We start from the raw sequence: 18,674 nt of genomic DNA on the forward strand, positions 1-18,674 counted from the left end.
CGGAACTTGAACACTACCTGTAACAATTCATATTATTAAGAATGAAACCTATTTTAAACTGTCTCTAATAGCTGCGTTATAGCTGCATTCTTTTAGAATAGGCTTTCATTTCCTTTATCACCTTCGGTGCTAAAATAATAGTCGCCGTCATGGTAGGAATTGCCATCAACGCAAATGTTCCATCAATCAAATTAAGCATCATACTTAATGGTGTTACTGCACCCAGAATGATACTCGCGATATAGAAATAATTGTAATAATGTTTGTTATGTGCCCCAAATAAGAAGGACATGCATTTTGTGCCATAATAAGAATAGGTAAACAAGGACGAAATACTAAAAGTTGCAATACAAATCAACAACAGATAATTCCCATAGCCCGGCATCGCATCATTAAACGCCGCCGCCGTTAAGCTGACGCCATTGGCCTCACTAGTTTGCCATACGCCAGTAACCAAAATTGCGAGTGCAGTTAAAGTACACACCACAAGCGTATCTATTGCAGGCCCTAACATTGCGACCAAACCTTCGCGAACAGGCTCATTTGTTTTTGACGCGCCATGTGCCATTGGTGCGGTACCAATACCAGCTTCATTAGAAAATGCACCACGTCTCACGCCTAATAGTATCAATCCGCCAACAACACCTCCCAAGAACGAGTCGCCTTTAAAGAAATCACCAGCAAAGGCATCCGTAAACATCAATGCCAAATAACGAGGCACTTCTTCAATATATACTCCCAATATGATTAGGACCAAAACGAAATATAAGAGCACCATACTTGGCACTAGCTTGGAAGCTGTTTTACTAATTCTGTCCAATCCACCTAAAATAACAACTGCTGTAATTATAACAAGTATTATCCCGATAATGATATTTGAAGTGTTGGTCACTTCAATACCATTTGGTTCCAAAAGGACAAAGTTGATGGCTTGCTTTAATTGGTTCACGTTAAAAACCGGCAATGCGCCTATCAGTCCGCAAATACTAAAAAACACCGCTAATGGTTTCCAAGATTTCCCTAAGCCTTCCATAATAAAGTACATTGGTCCACCTTGAATATCGCCATTACTGTCTTTTCCTCTATACATAATAGCTAAGGTACAGGTGAAAAATTTTGTAGACATGCCAATTATGGCGCTCATCCACATCCAAAACATTGCTCCAGGACCACCAATATGAATGGCTACCGCTACACCCGCGATATTTCCCATCCCGATAGTTGAAGCTAAAGCCGTTGAAAGTGCCTGGAAATGAGTAATTTCTCCTGGTGCATTAGGGTCATCATACTTGCCTCTTAGGACATTTAAAGCGTGAAAGAAATAGCGAAAAGGTAAAAATTGGGATCGTACCAATAAGTACAATCCTCCTCCAATTAGTAAAATCAATAAAGGTAAACCCCATGCGTAGTCAGCGTAGGCTTGAAAAATTGAATCTAAAGTCTTCATTTGTAAAATTTGGTTAGCGATTTTAAAGATATAGTTTTCGTTTTATAATTTTTAAGAATGTCATAGAAAAAATCTCGAATCCTCGTAAAAGTTATTAATTTTGATTTTTAACATTATATTTACATTTACTAGCCAAAACCTCATTGAAAGCAAACCGACTTTATTTTATTGACGCTGTAAGAGCGTTTGCCATTTTAATGATGCTTCAAGGCCACTTTGTGGATACCCTATTGAATCCAATTTATCGCGATGACTCCTATGTGGCCTACACAGTTTGGTCTTATTTTAGAGGAATTACCGCACCTACATTTTTCACCATTTCAGGTTTAGTCTTTCTATATTTACTGTTGAAAGCGCATGCCAAAGGAAGTGACAAACAGCGTTTGCGGAAAGGTGCTACTCGGGGTGTGATGTTACTTGGTATTGGTTATGCGCTCAGAATTCCATTTTTTTCTTGGTTTAAGGGCGATTTTGATACCTACTTTTTGGTTATTGATGTCCTCCAATGTATTGGATTGTCGCTACTCTTATTAATCGGACTTTATTTACTCTGCAGACGAAACAGTACCATACTTTCTATTGTATTATTGATTATCGGGTGCGTCATATTTGTCACGGAGCCGTTGTATCGCACATTGACTTTAGAAAATGTACCGTTGGTTTTTGCTAATTATTTAAGTAAGTCTAATGGAAGTGTGTTTACGATTTTACCATGGTTTGGCTATGTGGCGTTCGGAGGATTTTTCGCCACCTTATTTTTTAAGTATTCACATAAAAAACATTTCAAACAGATAACGGTGTCTGCATTTTTTATCTTGAGTTTGATCCTGCTATTCTATTCTACGCAGATTTTACAACAATTATATGTAATTACGAATGTAGAATTGTTTGAAAGAGCGGCAAACTATAATTACCTCTTCTTAAGATTAGGGAATGTACTGTTGTATTTCACCTTTTTCTACGCCTTAGAGCGCTTTATGAAGCAGTCCATTGTTACCAGAATTGGAGAAACCACCTTGAATATATATGTGGTCCACTTTATTATTATCTATGGAAGTTTCACTGGGATTGGCCTTAAACACTTTTACTACAAAGCATTAGAACCTTGGGAAGCCGTTTTTGGAGCCTTAGCATTTATTGTAGCGGTATGTATTATTGTGTTCCATATTGGAAAAACCAATGCGTTTATCTACAAATACCTAAGAAAACTATTGCACCTGATAAAACCATCAGATGCAACAGCGAATGAGTCAGAGGAAGACCTCTAGGTTATTTATGATCAGCTAAAAAGCGTTCAACATTGGTTTTTATGCGCTCTTGAATGTGATTAACATCAGCCTTTACAAAAGCTTCACCCATAATATTTTCGTAAAGCTCAATATAACGGTCCGAAACGGCTTCAATATAAGCGTCACTCATTTCAGGAACCGATTGTCCTTCCAAACCTTGAAAACCATTAGTAATCAACCATTGGCGCACAAACTCCTTAGATAGTTGTTTCTGTTGCTCACCACTATCTTGACGGTCTTGATAACCATCTGCATAAAAATATCTTGAAGAATCTGGCGTGTGGATTTCATCAATCAATACAATCTTGCCATCTTTCGTTTTTCCGAATTCATATTTAGTATCCACTAAAATCAGGCCTCTACTTGCTGCGATTTCAGAACCTCTTTGAAAAAGTTTTCGGGTGTAATCTTCTAACACCACATAATCAGCTTCACTAACAATACCGCGTTTTAGGATGTCTTCTCTTGAAATATCTTCATCATGATCTCCCATTTCAGCTTTGGTAGCAGGCGTTATGATAGGCTCAGGAAATTTGCCATTTTCTTTCATGCCTTCTGGAAGGGCAACACCACATAACATACGCTTTCCTGCTTTATACTCGCGTGCCGCATGACCCGACATATAGCCACGAATCACCATTTCAACTTTAAAAGGCTCACATAAATGACCTACAGCCACATTAGGATCTGGCGTAGCAATCAGCCAATTCGGAACCAAATCTTCAGTTTGCTTCATGAACTTGGTCGCAATTTGATTAAGGATTTGACCTTTATAAGGAATACCTTTTGGCATCACCACGTCAAATGCACTCAAACGATCCGTTGCAATCATGACTAACAAATTGTCATTAATATTGTAAACCTCTCTGACCTTGCCTTTGTAAAGTCCTTTTTGTCCTGGAAAATTAAAGTTGGTGTCTATTATGGTATTCATTTTGGCTGAAATTTAAGCTGTTTTATGTAACACAAAAGTAAGGGTATTGCTCATTAGAATGCAAAAAAAAAGAGCAGTAAAAACTGCTCTTTCTAAAAATTTTAAAATTTCTTATTAAAATCTCAAGTTATAGGTTGCTCCAATCCCAAGGACTTTAATATCCAAATCATTTTCAGCAAATGTGTTTTGGTAATAAGCGAAGAAATTCCAATCGTTGTTATGGTATCCAATTTGAGGGTTTAAATAAAGACCTCCATCATTGTTATCACTATTAGTTAAGAATCCGTAACCGAAATCAGCACCTACAAACAAGCCTTTTTTCGCAAAATAATATCTCGCAAAACCAGCTGCTGGAATAACGCCAAAATCTTCACCATTATCTTTACCAAACATATGGGTGTAACCAGTTGCAATACCAATACCAAAATTTGGTGTTACCAAAAATTGTCCTTTCACATCCAATCCAAGGGCGAATGAAGCAAAGTCATCAGTGTCACCCACTGGCAAACCTGTATTCAATCCGACCTTTAACCATGAATTTTTGGAAGTAATGTCTTTTACTTGTACTTCCTGCGCGAAAGTTGTTAATCCCATAAACAACGCAAATACTAAAATAAGCTTCTTCATTTTTTTTAAATAGTTTTAAGTTTATAAAAACTCAGTAGTCAAAATATGTACCACTTTTGAGTTTTAAAATGGGAACTATTCAAAAAAAATAGCAATGGGTTGAAGGTGAAATTATTAACAACAAATAAAATTTGTCATGCTTGTCAGGTCACGTCATATAAGAGAACTTCGAGTAATTGGCAGTCCATTCGCTCCTACTACTCCATGTTTTCACTACTCTTATAAGCTTCAATAATTTTACGGACCAATTTGTGACGAATGACGTCAGTTTCATCCAAATAAATCATACCAACACCTTCTACATTTTTCAGAATTAAAAGTGCTTCTTTTAACCCTGATGTGGTACGTCTTGGTAAATCAACTTGGCCCGGATCTCCGGTCAGTAAAAACTTCGCGTTTTTGCCCATTCTGGTCAAGAACATCTTCATCTGATTATGAGTGGTATTCTGGCCTTCATCCAAAATCACGAAAGCGTTGTCTAATGTACGTCCACGCATAAACGCTAATGGTGCAATTTGAATCGTACCATTTTCAATAAGTTGCGCTAATTTTTCAGCGGGAATCATATCTCTTAACGCATCATATAAAGGCTGCATATAAGGATCTAGCTTTTCTTTTAAATCGCCCGGAAGAAATCCTAAGTTCTCTCCAGCTTCAACTGCAGGTCGCGTTAAAATTATTCTTTTTACTTCTTTATTTTTTAGAGCTTTAACTGCCAAAGCCACACCTGTATAGGTTTTTCCTGTTCCGGCAGGACCAATAGCAAAAACCATATCATTTTGTCGCATACTTTCAACCAATTTTCGTTGATTGACCGTCTGTGCCTTAATAATTTTACCGCCAACACCGTGAACGATCACTTCGCCACTTTTCTCAGTGGTAGTATAGTCCTCACTTTTAACGCTGGTTAAAACCTGCTCAATGGCATTTTCATCAATTTTATTATACTTTCCATAATGTGCAACGAGCATGGTCATGCGCTTGTCAAATTCCTCAAGCACGTCTTGTTCGCCGTAAGCTTTAATTCTATTGCCTCTTGCGACAATTTTTAATTTTGGAAAATATTTTTTAAGTAGTTCAATATTAACGTTATGTGGTCCAAAAAATTCTTTTGGAGCAATTTCTTCCAGTTCTAATATAAGTTCATTCAAAAGCTATCGGATTTAATAAATTAATCTCTTAAGTTTTATTAGTTTTGTGTGGACAAAAAAAGTCTCATAAATTTTCACGCTACTATACAAATCTAGTTGAAAAATATAGAAAAGTTTTATCAAAACATACAATTAATATATTTTTTTTAAATAGATAAAAGAAAGTATCATCACCATAGTAAGCAACCTAAAGAAGAACATTTAAAAGTACATGGCAATCATCACATTAACTACTGATTTTGGAGAAAAGGATCACTTTGTTGGCGCTATTAAAGGCTCTATTTATAGTGAACTTGAAGATGTAAAGATTGTGGATATCTCTCATGCTATTTCTCCGTTCAACGTTATGGAAGCTGCCTATATTATACAAAATGCCTACAGCAGTTTTCCCAAAGGGTCCATCCATTTAATAGGTATTGATTCTGAATTGAATCCTGAAAACAAACATATTGCGCTAAAATTGAACGATCATTATTTTATATGTGCCAATAATGGCATTATGAGTATGATTTGTAATGAAATTACTCCAGAAAAGATCGTGGAAATTAATATTCATGACAAGATAGAGACCAATTTCCCGGTATTGGATGTTTTTGTTAGAGTGGCCTGTCATATTGCACGTGGTGGGACTTTAGAGGTAGTAGGAAAGATAATATCAGAGATTAAACCGATTAAAAACCTGAATCCGTTTGTTAACGAAGATCAATCTCAAATTATAGGGAGCGTTATATATATTGATAATTACGGCAACGTGATTACCAACATCCGTCGCAAATATTTTGAACAAGTCCAAAAAGGACGTGCTTTTGAAATTTCAGCAAGGAGTTATAAGTTTAAGGAAATTCATACAAAATACAGTGATATTGTCAATTTTGACATGCCGGAAGAAGACCGTCAGGATGAAGGCCGCGGATTAGTGGTTTTCAATTCGTCCGATTATTTAGAAATTGCCATTTATAAAAGTGATCTTGCAACGGTGGGCAGTGCATCGAGCTTAATGGGCTTGCAAATGCGTGATACGGTGACGGTGAATTTTTTGAAGGCTTGATGATTGTTGATTGACGATTGAGGATTGTTGATTGTTGATTGTTGATTGTTGATTAACTAAAACTAAAAATAAGCAAACTGAAGACTGAGAACTGAAGACTGAGAACTGAATACTGAATACTGAAGACTGAAGACTGAAGACTGAAGACTGAAGACTGAAGACTGATAAAAATTAAACAAAAAAGATGTTTGTAAGAATTGTAAAAATGAGTTTTGAACCTTCAAAGATTGAGGCGTTTTTGGACTTTTTCGAAACTAAAAAGGAGCTTATCAGAGGCTTTGAAGGCTGCCAATTTTTAGAACTTTACAGAGATAAAAACGATACGAATATATTTTTCACCTATAGTTATTGGAATGCAGAGTCAGATTTGGAAAATTACAGAAACTCTGATTTATTTAAAAGTGTTTGGGCAACAACCAAGCAGGCTTTTAATGCCAAGCCAGAAGCATGGAGCGTGGATAAATTAGTATCACTTAAATAATTTAGAACATAAATACATGTTTGCAATACTTAAAAAAGAAATCAATTCCTTCTTTGCATCGCCAATCGGTTATTTGGTGATTGCATTGTTTTTGGTGCTCAACGGACTTTTTCTGTGGTTATTTAAAGGCGATTTCAATATTTTAGAAAGTGGTTTTGCGGAGTTGACACCATTTTTCCTTTTGGCGCCTTGGATTCTCATCTTCTTAGTTCCTGCGGTTACCATGCGAAGCTTTTCTGATGAAAAAAAGCAAGGCACCTTAGAACTTTTGGTCACCAAACCCCTATCCCATTTACAAATCGTATTAGGGAAATACATTGGCGCACTTATACTGATTGTTTTCGCATTGTTGCCAACACTTCTTTATGTTGTGGCGCTGGACAACTTGAAAATGAGCACTAATATCCTAGATTACGGGAGTATTATTGGCTCCTACCTTGGACTATTCTTTTTAGTGGCGGCATATACGGCCATCGGACTTTTTGCCTCTACCATATCTGACAACCAAATTGTAGCTTTTATTAGTGCTGTTTTTCTTTGCTTTTTCTTTTACTTCGGATTTGAAGGTCTTTCAAATTTAAGTGCATGGCCATTAGAAAAATTAGGTATGGAAGCGCATTTTAACAGCATTAGCAGAGGTGTTTTAGACACTAGAGATTTACTTTATTTTATTACTATTTCAGTCTTTTTTATTGCCCTGACCCAGTTCAACATTCAAAAAAAATAATATGATCATTACGCCCTTACTTATCCTTTTTTCAGTTATTGTATTTGCTTTAACTTTTCTATTTGTGAATACAATTGATGATCGCAAGTGGATTACCATTCCGCTAAGCATTATTTTAACGCCTTTTATCTATTTCTATGCGTTTTACCCGATGTTGAATATCTTCAGCAGCTATCATCATGAAAAATATTTCGATGCCAAACTGTGGCATAAAAATCCTTCGTTCCGTTATGAAATGTATGATAACATCATAGAAACAGATACGTTGATAGGCATCTCCAAGCCAAAAATAAAAGAACTTTTGGGCACCTATGAATGGTTATCTTGGGATGATGCTAAAAACGCACACAACCAGGACCGTTGGAATTACGGCATTGGTATTTTACCAGGGGCGTTCAATAGTCAATCTGAAGCTATGGAAGTTGTATTTGATAATGACACTGTAAGTCAGATAAACACCTATAAAATTACCCTCAAAGTAGATGCTAAAAAATAAATCAAATATTACAAAAATTGCTGTAATCCTTGTTGCGTTAGTGGCTCTTAATTGGGTTGGCTCTAAGGTTTACAAACGGTTTGACCTGACCCAAAACCAAAGGTATACACTATCTGAATCGGCTTTGGCAACAGTTAAGGATGTCAATTCACCTTTGGTTGTAGACGTGTTTTTGGAAGGGAATTTCCCTTCTGAATTTAGACGGCTAAGAAATGAAACCGAGCAATTGTTGGAAGAGTTTGCCTTAGATAATGACCACATCATCTTCAATTTCATCAATCCGTTAGAAGATGAAAAATCGCGCGACAACAACATTGAACAGTTGGTACAACGCGGACTGGAACCTTTGCAATTAAGTGTCAATACCAATGGCAAAACGTCGCAAGAGCTGATATTTCCTTGGGCTTTGGCAAGTTACAATGACCAAACCGTTAAAATTCCACTGATAAAGAATAAAATTGGGGCTTCTCAGCAAGAATTGGTTACGAATTCCGTTCAACATTTAGAATATGCATTTGCGGAAGGGTTTCAAAAATTGGTCACTCCGAAGAGTAAGAAAATTGCCATTTTAAAAGGCAATGGACAGTTGGGCGACGCCTATCTGGCTGATTTTCTTCAAACCATAAAAGAACATTATTTTATTGCACCATTCACCTTAGATAGTGTGGCCAGAAATGCGCAAGGCACTTTAGAAAAACTGAAGACCTATGACTTGATCATTTCGGCAAAACCTTCGCAGCCGTTTTCAGATGAAGAAAAATTGGTTTTAGACCAATACACTATGAATGGCGGTAAAAGTTTATGGCTCACGGAAAGTATTTTAATGGACAAGGACAGCCTTTATAATGATGAAGGCCGTGGCATTGCCATGAGGAATGATCTTAATTTAAATGATTTTTTCTTCCCATATGGCGTGCGCATCAACCCAGTAATTGTGAATGACCTCTACTCTGCTCCTATAACAATTGCTATAGGCGAAGGTAGTAATGCACAATTTCAACCTTTAAAATGGCCTTATTCGCCATTGGCGGCAGGAAATCCTGAACACCCAATTACGAGCAATTTAAACTTGGTAAAATTTGATTTTGCGAGTCAATTGGACACGTTAAAAAGTAGTACTAAAAAAACAATCCTTTTACAGAGTTCGAAGCACACCAAATTGGAAGGTGTTCCTAAGGAGATTTCTTTGGAAATTGTAACGCAAGATCAAGATCCTACGTCATTTACTAAAGGACCACAGACGTTAGCGGTATTATTGGAAGGTGAATTTACATCGGCCTATAAAAACAGGATCAAGCCATTCAACATGGCATCCTATAAAGACAACAGTCCTAACACAAAAATGATTGTGATTGCTGATGGCGATGTGATTAAAAACGATGTCATCAAAAACAAGCCTCAAGAATTAGGATTTGACCGTTGGACGGGACAAAGTTTTGGCAATAAGGAGTTTTTGACAAATGCCGTGAACTATCTCTTAAATGACGACGGATTGTTGGAAGTGAGAACAAAAGATATTAACATTGCTTTTTTAGACCCTGAAACTACGGTAGAAAACAAGTCACAATGGCAGATTATTACTATTGCGCTTCCATTGGTAATTCTTGCAATTTTTGGCTTAGTGTTTAATTTTATCAGACGTAAAAAATACGCATAATTAAATTCGGCGGTCATCATCGTCAAGCTTCAATCTTGGAACGCGCATTATTCACAATTTTGCGGTGATATTTCGGTCCATTTAGAGGCTTCAAACGAGATGCCATTCACGCTAAACACCCAGCAAATTCAGGGGTTTATAATCGCTTTACAGATTAAGCATTGAAAGCTTCAAATAAGCTGAACCTATGCACAAACTGTTAATAAAATTGTATAAGTTAGGCCTACGAGTATCATTTTAAACAAATATATTTGCTTTGTCTAATATCTAACATACAAAATAAACACATACATGAAGTTTATCGTATCAAGTACCTATTTACTCAAACAATTGCAAGTGTTGGGTGGGGTCATCAACAACTCAAACACCTTACCTATTCTGGATAATTTCTTGTTTGAACTTAATGATTCAAAACTCACTGTTTCTGCAAGTGATTTAGAGACTACAATGTCTTCAATTATTGATGTTGAAAGTACAAGTGTTGGTAGCATTGCCTTACCTGCGCGTTTACTATTGGACACCCTTAAAACGTTTCCTGAGCAACCCCTTACGTTTGTTGTAGAAGATAACAATACTGTTGAAATCAGCTCTAACCATGGTAAATACGCCTTGGCTTATGTTGACGGCAACGAGTTTCCAAAAGCAGTAGCGCTAGAAGATCCTAGTACTACAACGGTTATGGGAGATATTTTAGCAACAGCAATCAGTAAAACAATTTTTGCAGCAGGAAATGACGATTTACGCCCAGTAATGAGCGGTGTGTTCTTTCAGTTTTCTACTGAAGGCCTTACGTTTGTTGCCACTGATGCGCATAAATTAGTAAAATATACCCGTGAAGATGTAACTGCCAATCAAGTTGCTGAATTCATTATGCCTAAAAAACCTTTAAATCTTTTAAAAGGAATTTTAGCTGGTAATGATGATGCGGTAACTATTGAATATAACGATTCTAACGCGAAATTTACTTTTGAAAATTCTGTGTTGGTTTGTCGTTTAATTGATGGAAAATATCCTAACTACGAAGCGGTAATCCCTAAGGAGAACCCGAATAAATTGACGATTGACAGAAACCAATTCTTGAATTCTGTTAAACGTGTGAGCATTTTCTCTAACAAAACAACACACCAAATCCGCTTAAAAATTGCTGGTGCTGAATTGAATATTTCTGCAGAAGATATCGACTACAGCAACAAAGCTGAAGAGCGTTTAACATGTGATTACCAAGGTGATGATATGCAAATTGGCTTTAACTCCCGATTCTTAACAGAAATGTTGAACAATCTTGGTGCTAGTGAAGTACAATTGGAAATGAGTTTGCCAAACAGAGCTGGAATTTTGACCCCAATTGATGGTTTAGACGAAGGTGAGCGCGTAACTATGTTAGTGATGCCTGTGATGTTAAATAATTAGAACGACCCTATTTTATATAAAAAACGCCTACTCTAAAAAAGTAGGCGTTTTTGCTTTATCTAATGATTGTTTAACTAATAAAATTAAAAGATAAAGGGTATTTTGGTGTTTCGCCATTGCTGGCTTTAATGGCATTGATGACAGGAAATACAATAGAAAATAGTCCTAAAACTAAAAATCCAATAAATCCTAATCCGCAAATTAAAATTAGCGGTACACAAATGATGCAATAGACGATTAAGCTTAATTGAAAATTGATAATATTCTTACCATGTTGCTCCATTTCATACACTTTCTCTTTTTGTGTGATCCAAATAATTAATGGCAGAATTAAACTCCCAAAACCTAACACCAAGGTCACTAATTGACTTAAATGTGTAATGACGATTAATTGTTTGTCTTCTCTCATGTTGATTGATTTTTGATGATTGATGTATTTATATGACGTGCAAAAATCAAAAATGTTACAACACCTTAAAAGCGATAGTCTATTGAAAGGCCTCCGTAGTAATGACGTGGATTACCCGGATAGTAATAACGCGGTTCAGAATTATTAAATCCAGTGGCATTGATCAGGATGGACGACGCGTAGGTTGTATCGGCTAAATTGTTCACGCCAAAGTGTAATTGATACCCTATCTTTTTAAAAAGCTGACCGCCGTAGTTGAGTTTCACATTTAAGAGATTGTAAGCGTCTCTGTACAAACTATTGGCGTCATTCATAGGCATCTCTCCAACATATAAGTGATTTACAAATAAAGACAGCTGATTCATTTTAAAAGCAATTCCCGAAGCCAAGGTTACATTAGGAACCCCTGTGAGGTCATTGCCTGAATAATCGATATCCTCATTGATAAACTCTTTAAACCTGTGCCAATTAAAGGATGCGTTTATAAAAGGTGAAACACTTAGAGCTTCAGTCACTTGAATTTTATAATCCGTTGCAATCTCCAAACCTTTGTGTAACGTGCGTCCAGCATTTCTACCAATATATTGATCATCTCCTACGCGTTGGGCTACCAACAAATCCTTGATATCTAATATGTAATAGGAAGAAAATACATGCAAGCGTTTCCCAAAGAAATAGGCTTCAGTTCCTAATTCGTAATTATAACCTTTTTCCGGGCTAATTTCAGGATTAATGACACCGTCTGGGGTTAAGGTTTCCTCTAAACTCGGATAGTTAAATCCATAACTCACATTGGCAAAAAGCTGTTGCTGTGGATTAAGATGATAGGACACATTGACATTTGGAGCGATGATAGGATCAAAGTTTCTGGTGGCGCTTTTATCTGCTTCAGCCGAATTAAACTGGTCTTTAAAGTCGTAGGATGTTTTGTTGAAATTCACCCCAAACTGAAGGTTCAATTTGTCTGAAACAGGAAGTGTGACACTTGAAAAGAGATTCAAATTGTTTCTCTTTTCTTGATTTTCACTCAGCAACTCCCCTTCCAAACTTCCCATGCCATTATTTGAAGCATACAAATTCTCAATGGTTTTCCACTGATAGTCATCTTTAAAAACCTCGGTTCCAAAGTCCCATTTGGCCCTTTTTTCTAAAAAGTCAAAAGTGTTTGTGAATACCGAACGTAAACCAACGCCTTCAGTAGATTCATCCAGAATATTAAAAGGTCTTGGTTCATAATGGTCTGAATAGGTATAAAAAATGCTCGTCGTGTTTTCAAATGTGTCAGAGAATTTGTGCTTCAGACTTACACCAGCCAAATTTTGTTTATCCGCTTCATATCCTTTGGCTTTAGCCCAAGTAAATGCTGCTTTGGAAGGTTGCTCCAAATAATCCGTCTTTCCTATGGAACTCGGAATTTGCGCTTGATAATTGGTATGATTTAATACGAGTGACAGTTGGGTGTTCTCGTTTATTTGATAACTCGAATTTAGAAAATAAGAGTTTCTGTTATACCCGCCGTTATCACGAAAACCATCCAGTTCTAAATGGTCGTACGCCAGATGAATCGTGATGTTTTTATCAGAATAATCTGTGGAAATACTATTTTTAAACATTCCAAAAGATCCTACAGAGGTGTTGTTTTTAAAGGAAAATCCTGGCGATTTGGTGTTTTTGGAATTCAATAGTATGGTCCCACCCAAATTAGTCCCGTACAATGTGGCTTTAGGCCCTTTAATGATTTCTATAGATTGCAAATCTTCCGGATCATAAACATCCAAAGCAGTTTCCCCAACGCCATTAGTAATCGGGATGCCATTGAAATACGCCTTAATTTTATTGGTACCATAAAGTGTACGGGATCCCACACCTCTAATGGTGATGCGGTTGGTATTAATGGCACCACTTTGAATATAGGCCCCAGCGGTTTGATTCAAGGCATCAACAAGCGCCACGGGACTTTGTTGTGCGATGGCTTCGCTGGTAACAAAGCTTGTAGGGAGCAGGACCTCGCTCTTAATTTCTGAAGAGGCCATAACTACGACGGTACTCAGTTCCTCAATACCAGGATTTTCTTTCAAAGTAAATAATTGATTGGCTTCTGAAAACCGAAACGACCCAGGTTGATATTTCGGATGTTCCAATTGAATGTCTATAGGAAGAGTTAAATTGTTAGGAAGCACAAAAACACCCTTACTATCGGTTTTTGAAATAAGGCTATTTTCAAAAATCACAGAGACATCAGAAATAGGTATATTTTGTTCAGATGTAACAATACCCGTGGTGTTTTGAGCATTTAGTAGATTAAAAAAAACGGTCATGAATATCATAACCGCCTGTATCTTTAAAGATTTCATCTTAATGTAATTTGTCTTAAAAATGTCCTTCTAAATTAGACGACATCTAAATTTGCCTATTTTATACCATCTCAACGCAATATTGTGAAAAAAGCAATGCATTACTTTGTAGTCCCTCTTAAAATCAATTTCGTTTTGATGGTTTTTGTCTCGTGTTTCGTGCTGTTTTTCTGATTTAAACGCTCTATCATAAGCTCAACGGTAGCTTTTCCAATATCCATCGTGTGCTGGGAAATTGTAGACAGTTTTGGATCGGTAAAAGCGAGGACATTATCATCAGAAAACCCAATAATCGATAACTTTTCAGGAATATTATAACCTAATTTCAATGCTTTATGTTGTGCTACGACGCCAGAAGTATTATCACTGGAAATAATGCCGTCTACATTTTTATGTGACTTGAATAGATCATCGATAACAACTTCCAAATCATCCTCCTTACCGATATTAATAAAAATAGGATCGTTTTTGTAGTTGGCATCTTCTTCAATAGCTTTCAGATAGCCGTTTTTTCTTAATTTACCTACACTCAATTCATCAATATCGCTAATATGAACAATGTGCTTCCGTCCTTCCTTCAATAAATGTTTTGTGGCTTCATAAGATGCTCCAAAATCATCGATAATTACCTTGTCACAATCAAGGTCCTCCGCCACTCTATCAAATAAAACCACTGGAATATCTTTGTTTAAAATAGCCGAAATATGTTCCATATTATTTTCGACTTGCGTCTCTTCGGCAATGGACATAATAAATCCGTCTACGCTACCATTAGACAACAATAATAGGCTCTCTTTTTCCTTAGACAGGAGCTCATTGGAAAGACATGTGATAATGTTGTAGCCTTGTTTTGTCGCTTCCATTTCAATGGCATACAACGCTTTTGCAAAAAAATGATTGAGCACGTTTGGAATAATCACGCCCAAGGTTTTCGTCTTATTGCTCTTTAAACTTAACGCCATTCTATTAGGTTGATAGTTAAGATGTTTAGCCAATTCTTTAACCCGCTGAATAGTGTCTTTGCTTATTTCTTCGCTATTATGCAAGGCCTTAGAAACTGTTGATACAGATACATTTAATTGTTCAGCTAATTGTTTGAGCGTTACCATAGACATTTAAAATTAAAACGAGTGTAAAAGATAAAAGTACTGCCTTTTCAGGATAAAAGTGCTAAACCTATAAAATTATTAGAACCTATTTCTTGAACCATTTATGTGGTTTTCTTGATTATTCTTATCGTTTGTACAATCTCCTTTTTTACGATGGTTTGATTGAAAAATTCGAATACACCATCCAATTGATCAAAAGGAATGTTGGACAACTCATGTTTACCACCAATCACCTTATACAAATAATATGGCATTTCCAATTCCAGCAACCTTTCCACAATAGTTGCCGACCCGTCCAACATGATGTAGCCTTTCTTTTCCGGTTTGCACATATGGTGCGCCGCACTTCCAAAAGGCACGATATTATCAGCAGTGCCATGAAAAAATGCAGACGGCAAAGCATTCTCTTTGGTCATATAATCAGCATTGACCATTGCACCTGCCAATGAAAACACGCCTGCAAACTTTACCTTCTCATACTTTTTCAAGTTTTCTATAAAATATTCACGCATATATACTGCGTTCAGCATGCCTTCTGCTCCAGCGCTACTGCCACCCGCAATCATTTTGGTGACATCAGCCCCTAATAATTTTTTATTGTCATAAATAAACTTGGCAGCGTCTAGAAAATCGATGGCCGCATTTTTAAAGGTGGATAGTTTTTCGCCTTTTGGACAATCACATCCAAATCCTGTTGCTTGCCCTTTTCGAGTTAATCGGTATGAAATAAGCACGCCTAAATAGCCTTTTTCCGCAGCCAATTCGCCAAATTTAACCTCACTTGGATAATTCCTTGCGCCACCCACAAATCCGCCGCCATGCATCCATAACATGACTGGTAGCGAATCATTATTTTTCATGTTTTTCGGACTGTAAACATCCATACGTAACGTATCAAAACCTTTAATAGCATAGGTGTAAGTGGTTACGTTAGTTTGGGAAAAAGCAATACTTGTAATGAAAATAAAAATGTAAAAAATGTATTTTTTCATGGAAAAACCGGTTGTTTTTATAAGCAAATTCATAACGAATTCTATAGGAGTGAATCAACACCTTTTTGATGTTCTAAAATTTCACAGCATAAAAATATCAATTAAAACTCAATAACCATCCCTATGAGAAAATTGTAGGTAAAAAATAACATTAATATTCAGATCGTGCTACAAAAGCCTTTCGATGCACGCCTAAAAATCCCTTTTTGATAACTAAACTCGGGATGGTTTAATGTTTTATTTGCCTTACTTTTGCAAAACGTATGGATTCACTTACTCAAATCATTTTAGGTGCCGCTGTTGGCGAAGCGGTTTTAGGAAAAAAAGTCGGCAATAAAGCGATGCTTTACGGCGCCATAGCTGGTACGATTCCAGATTTGGATATTTTTTCCTCTCATTTTACAGACACCGTTTCTGCTTTACAGATTCATAGAGGTTTTACACATTCTATTGTGTTTTCTGCACTCTTCGCTCCCATTTTTGGATGGCTGGTATCGCGGTATGAACGTTATAAAGATTTTAAAGGATGGGGCTGGTTATTTTTCTGGGCTTTTGTGACGCATCCTATTTTAGACGCACACACCACTTGGGGTACGCAATTGTTTTGGCCTTTAGAAGAACGCCTTGCTTTTAAAACTATTTTTGTCATCGATCCACTATACACCTTACCTTTTCTGGTGTTCTTGATTTTAGCGATGTTCCAAAACAGGACTTCTAAAAAACGTCGTTTTTACAACACTACCGGGCTGATTTTAAGTAGTTCGTATTTACTGTTGACATTCTTTCTAAAATGGATGGCATTTACAAAATTTGAATCGGCTCTAGACCATCAAAATATCGCTTATAATCAAATTGACACAAGACCCGCACCTCTTAATACGATTCTCTGGAGTGCCAATGTTGAGACTGACGACGCTTATTTATTAGGATATTATTCTTTCTTGGACACCCAACCCATAACGTTCGAAACTTACGAGAAGAATCATGAGTTACTCGGCGACCTTGTTAAACATGAAAAAGTGCAACGCATGATTGACATTACGAATGGTTGGTATACCATCATTGAGAAAGACGGCAAGCTACTCTTTAATGATTTACGTTTCGGATTGTTAACTATGGATAAAGGATCTCAAGATTTTGTGTTTCAATATGAAATTGTAAGTGATGAGCAAGGCAATGTGCATTTTGTAGAGGAGGAAAAAACCCAGCGTGATGCCAAAAAGTTGATGGGCGATTTATGGAAGCGAATTAAAGGAAATTAAAAAATCAAACTGTTTTACCTTAATCTAAATAAAACCTCTGTTCACTAATCAACAAGCTATTTACCACCATTAGCTCTTAAATCTGCCATACAATTCGCATCTAGACTAGGCGCAGCACTCATGTTGGCCATGTCCAAAATTCCAGCACCGGATTCGGATTTCCAGAACATCAAACAGTCCTTATTATTGCAATGTTTTGCGTGTGCACCATCTTCATGATTTGTTTGCATTGGACTTCCTAAGTTTGTAAGTCCGAAAATATGACCAAATTCATGCGTCATTACAGTGGTTTCCAACAAAGAACGATTTGGCTCTAATGGGCTATTGCTATAATTATTTAAAGTTTCTTGAAATATAACAAAGGACGTGTTCCAATAGGCCGTACCCAACACTACAGTTTCATCTGCGGCAGAGTCTTTATCAGATTTCCCGTCAGAAAAGTAAGCCCATACGGCGATTCTATTGTCCGTATTATAATATTTTCGGTGCTTCTTCTCTATTTCCGAAATGTCATTAATACTGTATTTGGTTTTGTTTGGTGATGGGATGGCGCGTTTTTCTATAACAATTCCTTGAGGCTTGAATGTTCGCTTCTCTATAAACGACTTCAAATTATTTATAGAACTTTGAGAAGGTTCAAAGCCTTCAACATACACAATCTCTAAAATCATACTGGTATATTTATCAGCAGATAGTAGATCTTTTGCCGACTTTCCGGTAGATTGTCTGTTTGCCGATTGATTAACGCCATTGTCATCTGTTGTTAAGGCATCATCTGTTGAACATGCGTTCAAGAGGATCATCCCTAACATAAGTAATACGATTTTGTACTTCATTTGTGAGTTTTTAAATATCATTAAAACAGCAACCTCATTCGGACAACTGGTATTATATAACGGCAATTTAGGAATTTAATTTTAGCATTAACCCATCGACTTTAACTGATCGATTAACTTAAAAAAGTTTTTTAGGTAGAAAATTGAACTAAAAATTCGATACTGCATCTTGAGTTTCTAAATTAATCAAATGTAAATATCGAGATTGCATTCACGCTTCAACAATCTGATATAAAACCAAGATCAATCAATTTAAATATTGATTATCAACCACATAGATACAATACATTCAATTTATTCTCTATCAATGGATTCGAAGTCTAAAAGAGATAGGTTTATAAATCATCAGAAAATATAAGTCTGATATATGTCATTTTGCTATTACATTTAAAACCTTAATTTTACACTTCTAATTAACCTTAACTTTATTTCAGAGAATCAATTC

The 18,674-nt window shown here is 36.4% G+C and carries 17 protein-coding genes; 8 read left to right on the plus strand and 9 right to left on the minus strand.

Annotated elements, in window-relative coordinates; translation table 11 throughout:
- Positions 1-76: 76 nt before the first annotated feature.
- Positions 77-1,447: an alanine/glycine:cation symporter family protein gene (locus Q0947_RS03905; RefSeq protein ID WP_299391663.1), complete on the minus strand. Its 1,371-nt coding sequence runs from the start codon at positions 1,445-1,447 to the stop codon at positions 77-79.
- A 143-nt stretch (positions 1,448-1,590) separates the two neighbouring features.
- On the opposite strand from Q0947_RS03905, the gene Q0947_RS03910 reads away from it, so the two are divergent.
- Complete coding sequence (locus tag Q0947_RS03910) at positions 1,591-2,715, plus strand: heparan-alpha-glucosaminide N-acetyltransferase domain-containing protein (RefSeq protein ID WP_299391666.1); 1,125 nt, start codon at positions 1,591-1,593, stop codon at positions 2,713-2,715.
- A 1-nt stretch (position 2,716) separates the two neighbouring features.
- On the opposite strand, the gene Q0947_RS03915 is transcribed toward Q0947_RS03910, so the two are convergent.
- From Q0947_RS03915 to Q0947_RS03925, 3 genes are all read right to left on the minus strand, one after another.
- A complete protein-coding gene (locus tag Q0947_RS03915; RefSeq protein ID WP_299391668.1) occupies positions 2,717-3,670 on the minus strand; it encodes a phosphoribosylaminoimidazolesuccinocarboxamide synthase in 954 nt (317 codons plus the stop codon).
- Positions 3,671-3,784: 114 nt separating this feature from the next.
- Positions 3,785-4,297, minus strand: coding sequence for a hypothetical protein (locus tag Q0947_RS03920; protein WP_299391671.1), 513 nt, complete (start codon positions 4,295-4,297; stop codon positions 3,785-3,787).
- A gap of 197 nt (positions 4,298-4,494) precedes the next feature.
- Positions 4,495-5,448, minus strand: a complete 954-nt coding sequence (locus Q0947_RS03925) for a PhoH family protein (RefSeq protein WP_299391675.1) — start codon at positions 5,446-5,448, stop codon at positions 4,495-4,497.
- Between the two features lie 211 nt (positions 5,449-5,659).
- Between Q0947_RS03925 and Q0947_RS03930 the strand changes: the two genes are divergently transcribed.
- The 6 genes from Q0947_RS03930 to dnaN all read left to right on the plus strand — a co-directional run bounded on the left by Q0947_RS03930 (position 5,660) and on the right by dnaN (position 11,267).
- Positions 5,660-6,496 (plus strand): SAM-dependent chlorinase/fluorinase, encoded by an 837-nt coding sequence (locus Q0947_RS03930; protein ID WP_299391678.1) that lies wholly within the window; start codon positions 5,660-5,662, stop codon positions 6,494-6,496.
- Positions 6,497-6,680: 184 nt separating this feature from the next.
- Positions 6,681-6,977 carry an antibiotic biosynthesis monooxygenase family protein gene (locus tag Q0947_RS03935; RefSeq protein WP_299391680.1) on the plus strand — a complete coding sequence of 99 codons (297 nt, stop codon included), beginning with the start codon at positions 6,681-6,683 and terminating at the stop codon, positions 6,975-6,977.
- A gap of 16 nt (positions 6,978-6,993) precedes the next feature.
- Complete coding sequence (gldF, locus tag Q0947_RS03940) at positions 6,994-7,704, plus strand: gliding motility-associated ABC transporter permease subunit GldF (RefSeq protein ID WP_299391682.1); 711 nt, start codon at positions 6,994-6,996, stop codon at positions 7,702-7,704.
- Between the two features lie 64 nt (positions 7,705-7,768).
- Entirely contained in the window at positions 7,769-8,200 is a 432-nt protein-coding gene (locus Q0947_RS03945; RefSeq protein ID WP_299391685.1) for a hypothetical protein, read from the plus strand.
- Complete coding sequence (gldG, locus tag Q0947_RS03950) at positions 8,187-9,857, plus strand: gliding motility-associated ABC transporter substrate-binding protein GldG (RefSeq protein ID WP_299391687.1); 1,671 nt, start codon at positions 8,187-8,189, stop codon at positions 9,855-9,857. Before Q0947_RS03945 ends, gldG begins: the two co-directional genes overlap by 14 nt.
- Positions 9,858-10,148: 291 nt before the next feature.
- Positions 10,149-11,267 carry a DNA polymerase III subunit beta gene (gene dnaN, locus Q0947_RS03955; RefSeq protein WP_299391690.1) on the plus strand — a complete coding sequence of 373 codons (1,119 nt, stop codon included), beginning with the start codon at positions 10,149-10,151 and terminating at the stop codon, positions 11,265-11,267.
- A 70-nt stretch (positions 11,268-11,337) separates the two neighbouring features.
- Here the strand turns inward: dnaN and Q0947_RS03960 are convergent, their stop codons facing one another.
- The 4 genes from Q0947_RS03960 to Q0947_RS03975 all read right to left on the minus strand — a co-directional run bounded on the left by Q0947_RS03960 (position 11,338) and on the right by Q0947_RS03975 (position 16,131).
- Positions 11,338-11,676, minus strand: a complete 339-nt coding sequence (locus Q0947_RS03960) for a DUF4870 domain-containing protein (RefSeq protein ID WP_299391692.1) — start codon at positions 11,674-11,676, stop codon at positions 11,338-11,340.
- Positions 11,677-11,741: 65 nt separating this feature from the next.
- Positions 11,742-14,030, minus strand: a complete 2,289-nt coding sequence (locus Q0947_RS03965; RefSeq protein WP_299391695.1) for a TonB-dependent receptor — start codon at positions 14,028-14,030, stop codon at positions 11,742-11,744.
- Positions 14,031-14,131: 101 nt separating this feature from the next.
- Entirely contained in the window at positions 14,132-15,139 is a 1,008-nt protein-coding gene (locus tag Q0947_RS03970; RefSeq protein ID WP_299391698.1) for a LacI family DNA-binding transcriptional regulator, read from the minus strand.
- A gap of 101 nt (positions 15,140-15,240) precedes the next feature.
- Positions 15,241-16,131, minus strand: a complete 891-nt coding sequence (locus Q0947_RS03975; RefSeq protein ID WP_299391702.1) for an alpha/beta hydrolase — start codon at positions 16,129-16,131, stop codon at positions 15,241-15,243.
- Between the two features lie 263 nt (positions 16,132-16,394).
- Between Q0947_RS03975 and Q0947_RS03980 the strand changes: the two genes are divergently transcribed.
- Positions 16,395-17,393, plus strand: a complete 999-nt coding sequence (locus tag Q0947_RS03980) for a metal-dependent hydrolase (protein ID WP_299391704.1) — start codon at positions 16,395-16,397, stop codon at positions 17,391-17,393.
- A gap of 56 nt (positions 17,394-17,449) precedes the next feature.
- Here Q0947_RS03980 and Q0947_RS03985 read toward each other — a convergent pair whose 3' ends face one another.
- Positions 17,450-18,229 carry a membrane metalloprotease gene (locus tag Q0947_RS03985; RefSeq protein ID WP_299391707.1) on the minus strand — a complete coding sequence of 260 codons (780 nt, stop codon included), beginning with the start codon at positions 18,227-18,229 and terminating at the stop codon, positions 17,450-17,452.
- Positions 18,230-18,674 lie beyond the last annotated feature (445 nt).

Source organism: uncultured Gelidibacter sp. (assembly GCF_947500795.1).
In the GTDB taxonomy this organism is placed as follows: Bacteria; Bacteroidota; Bacteroidia; order Flavobacteriales; family Flavobacteriaceae; genus Gelidibacter.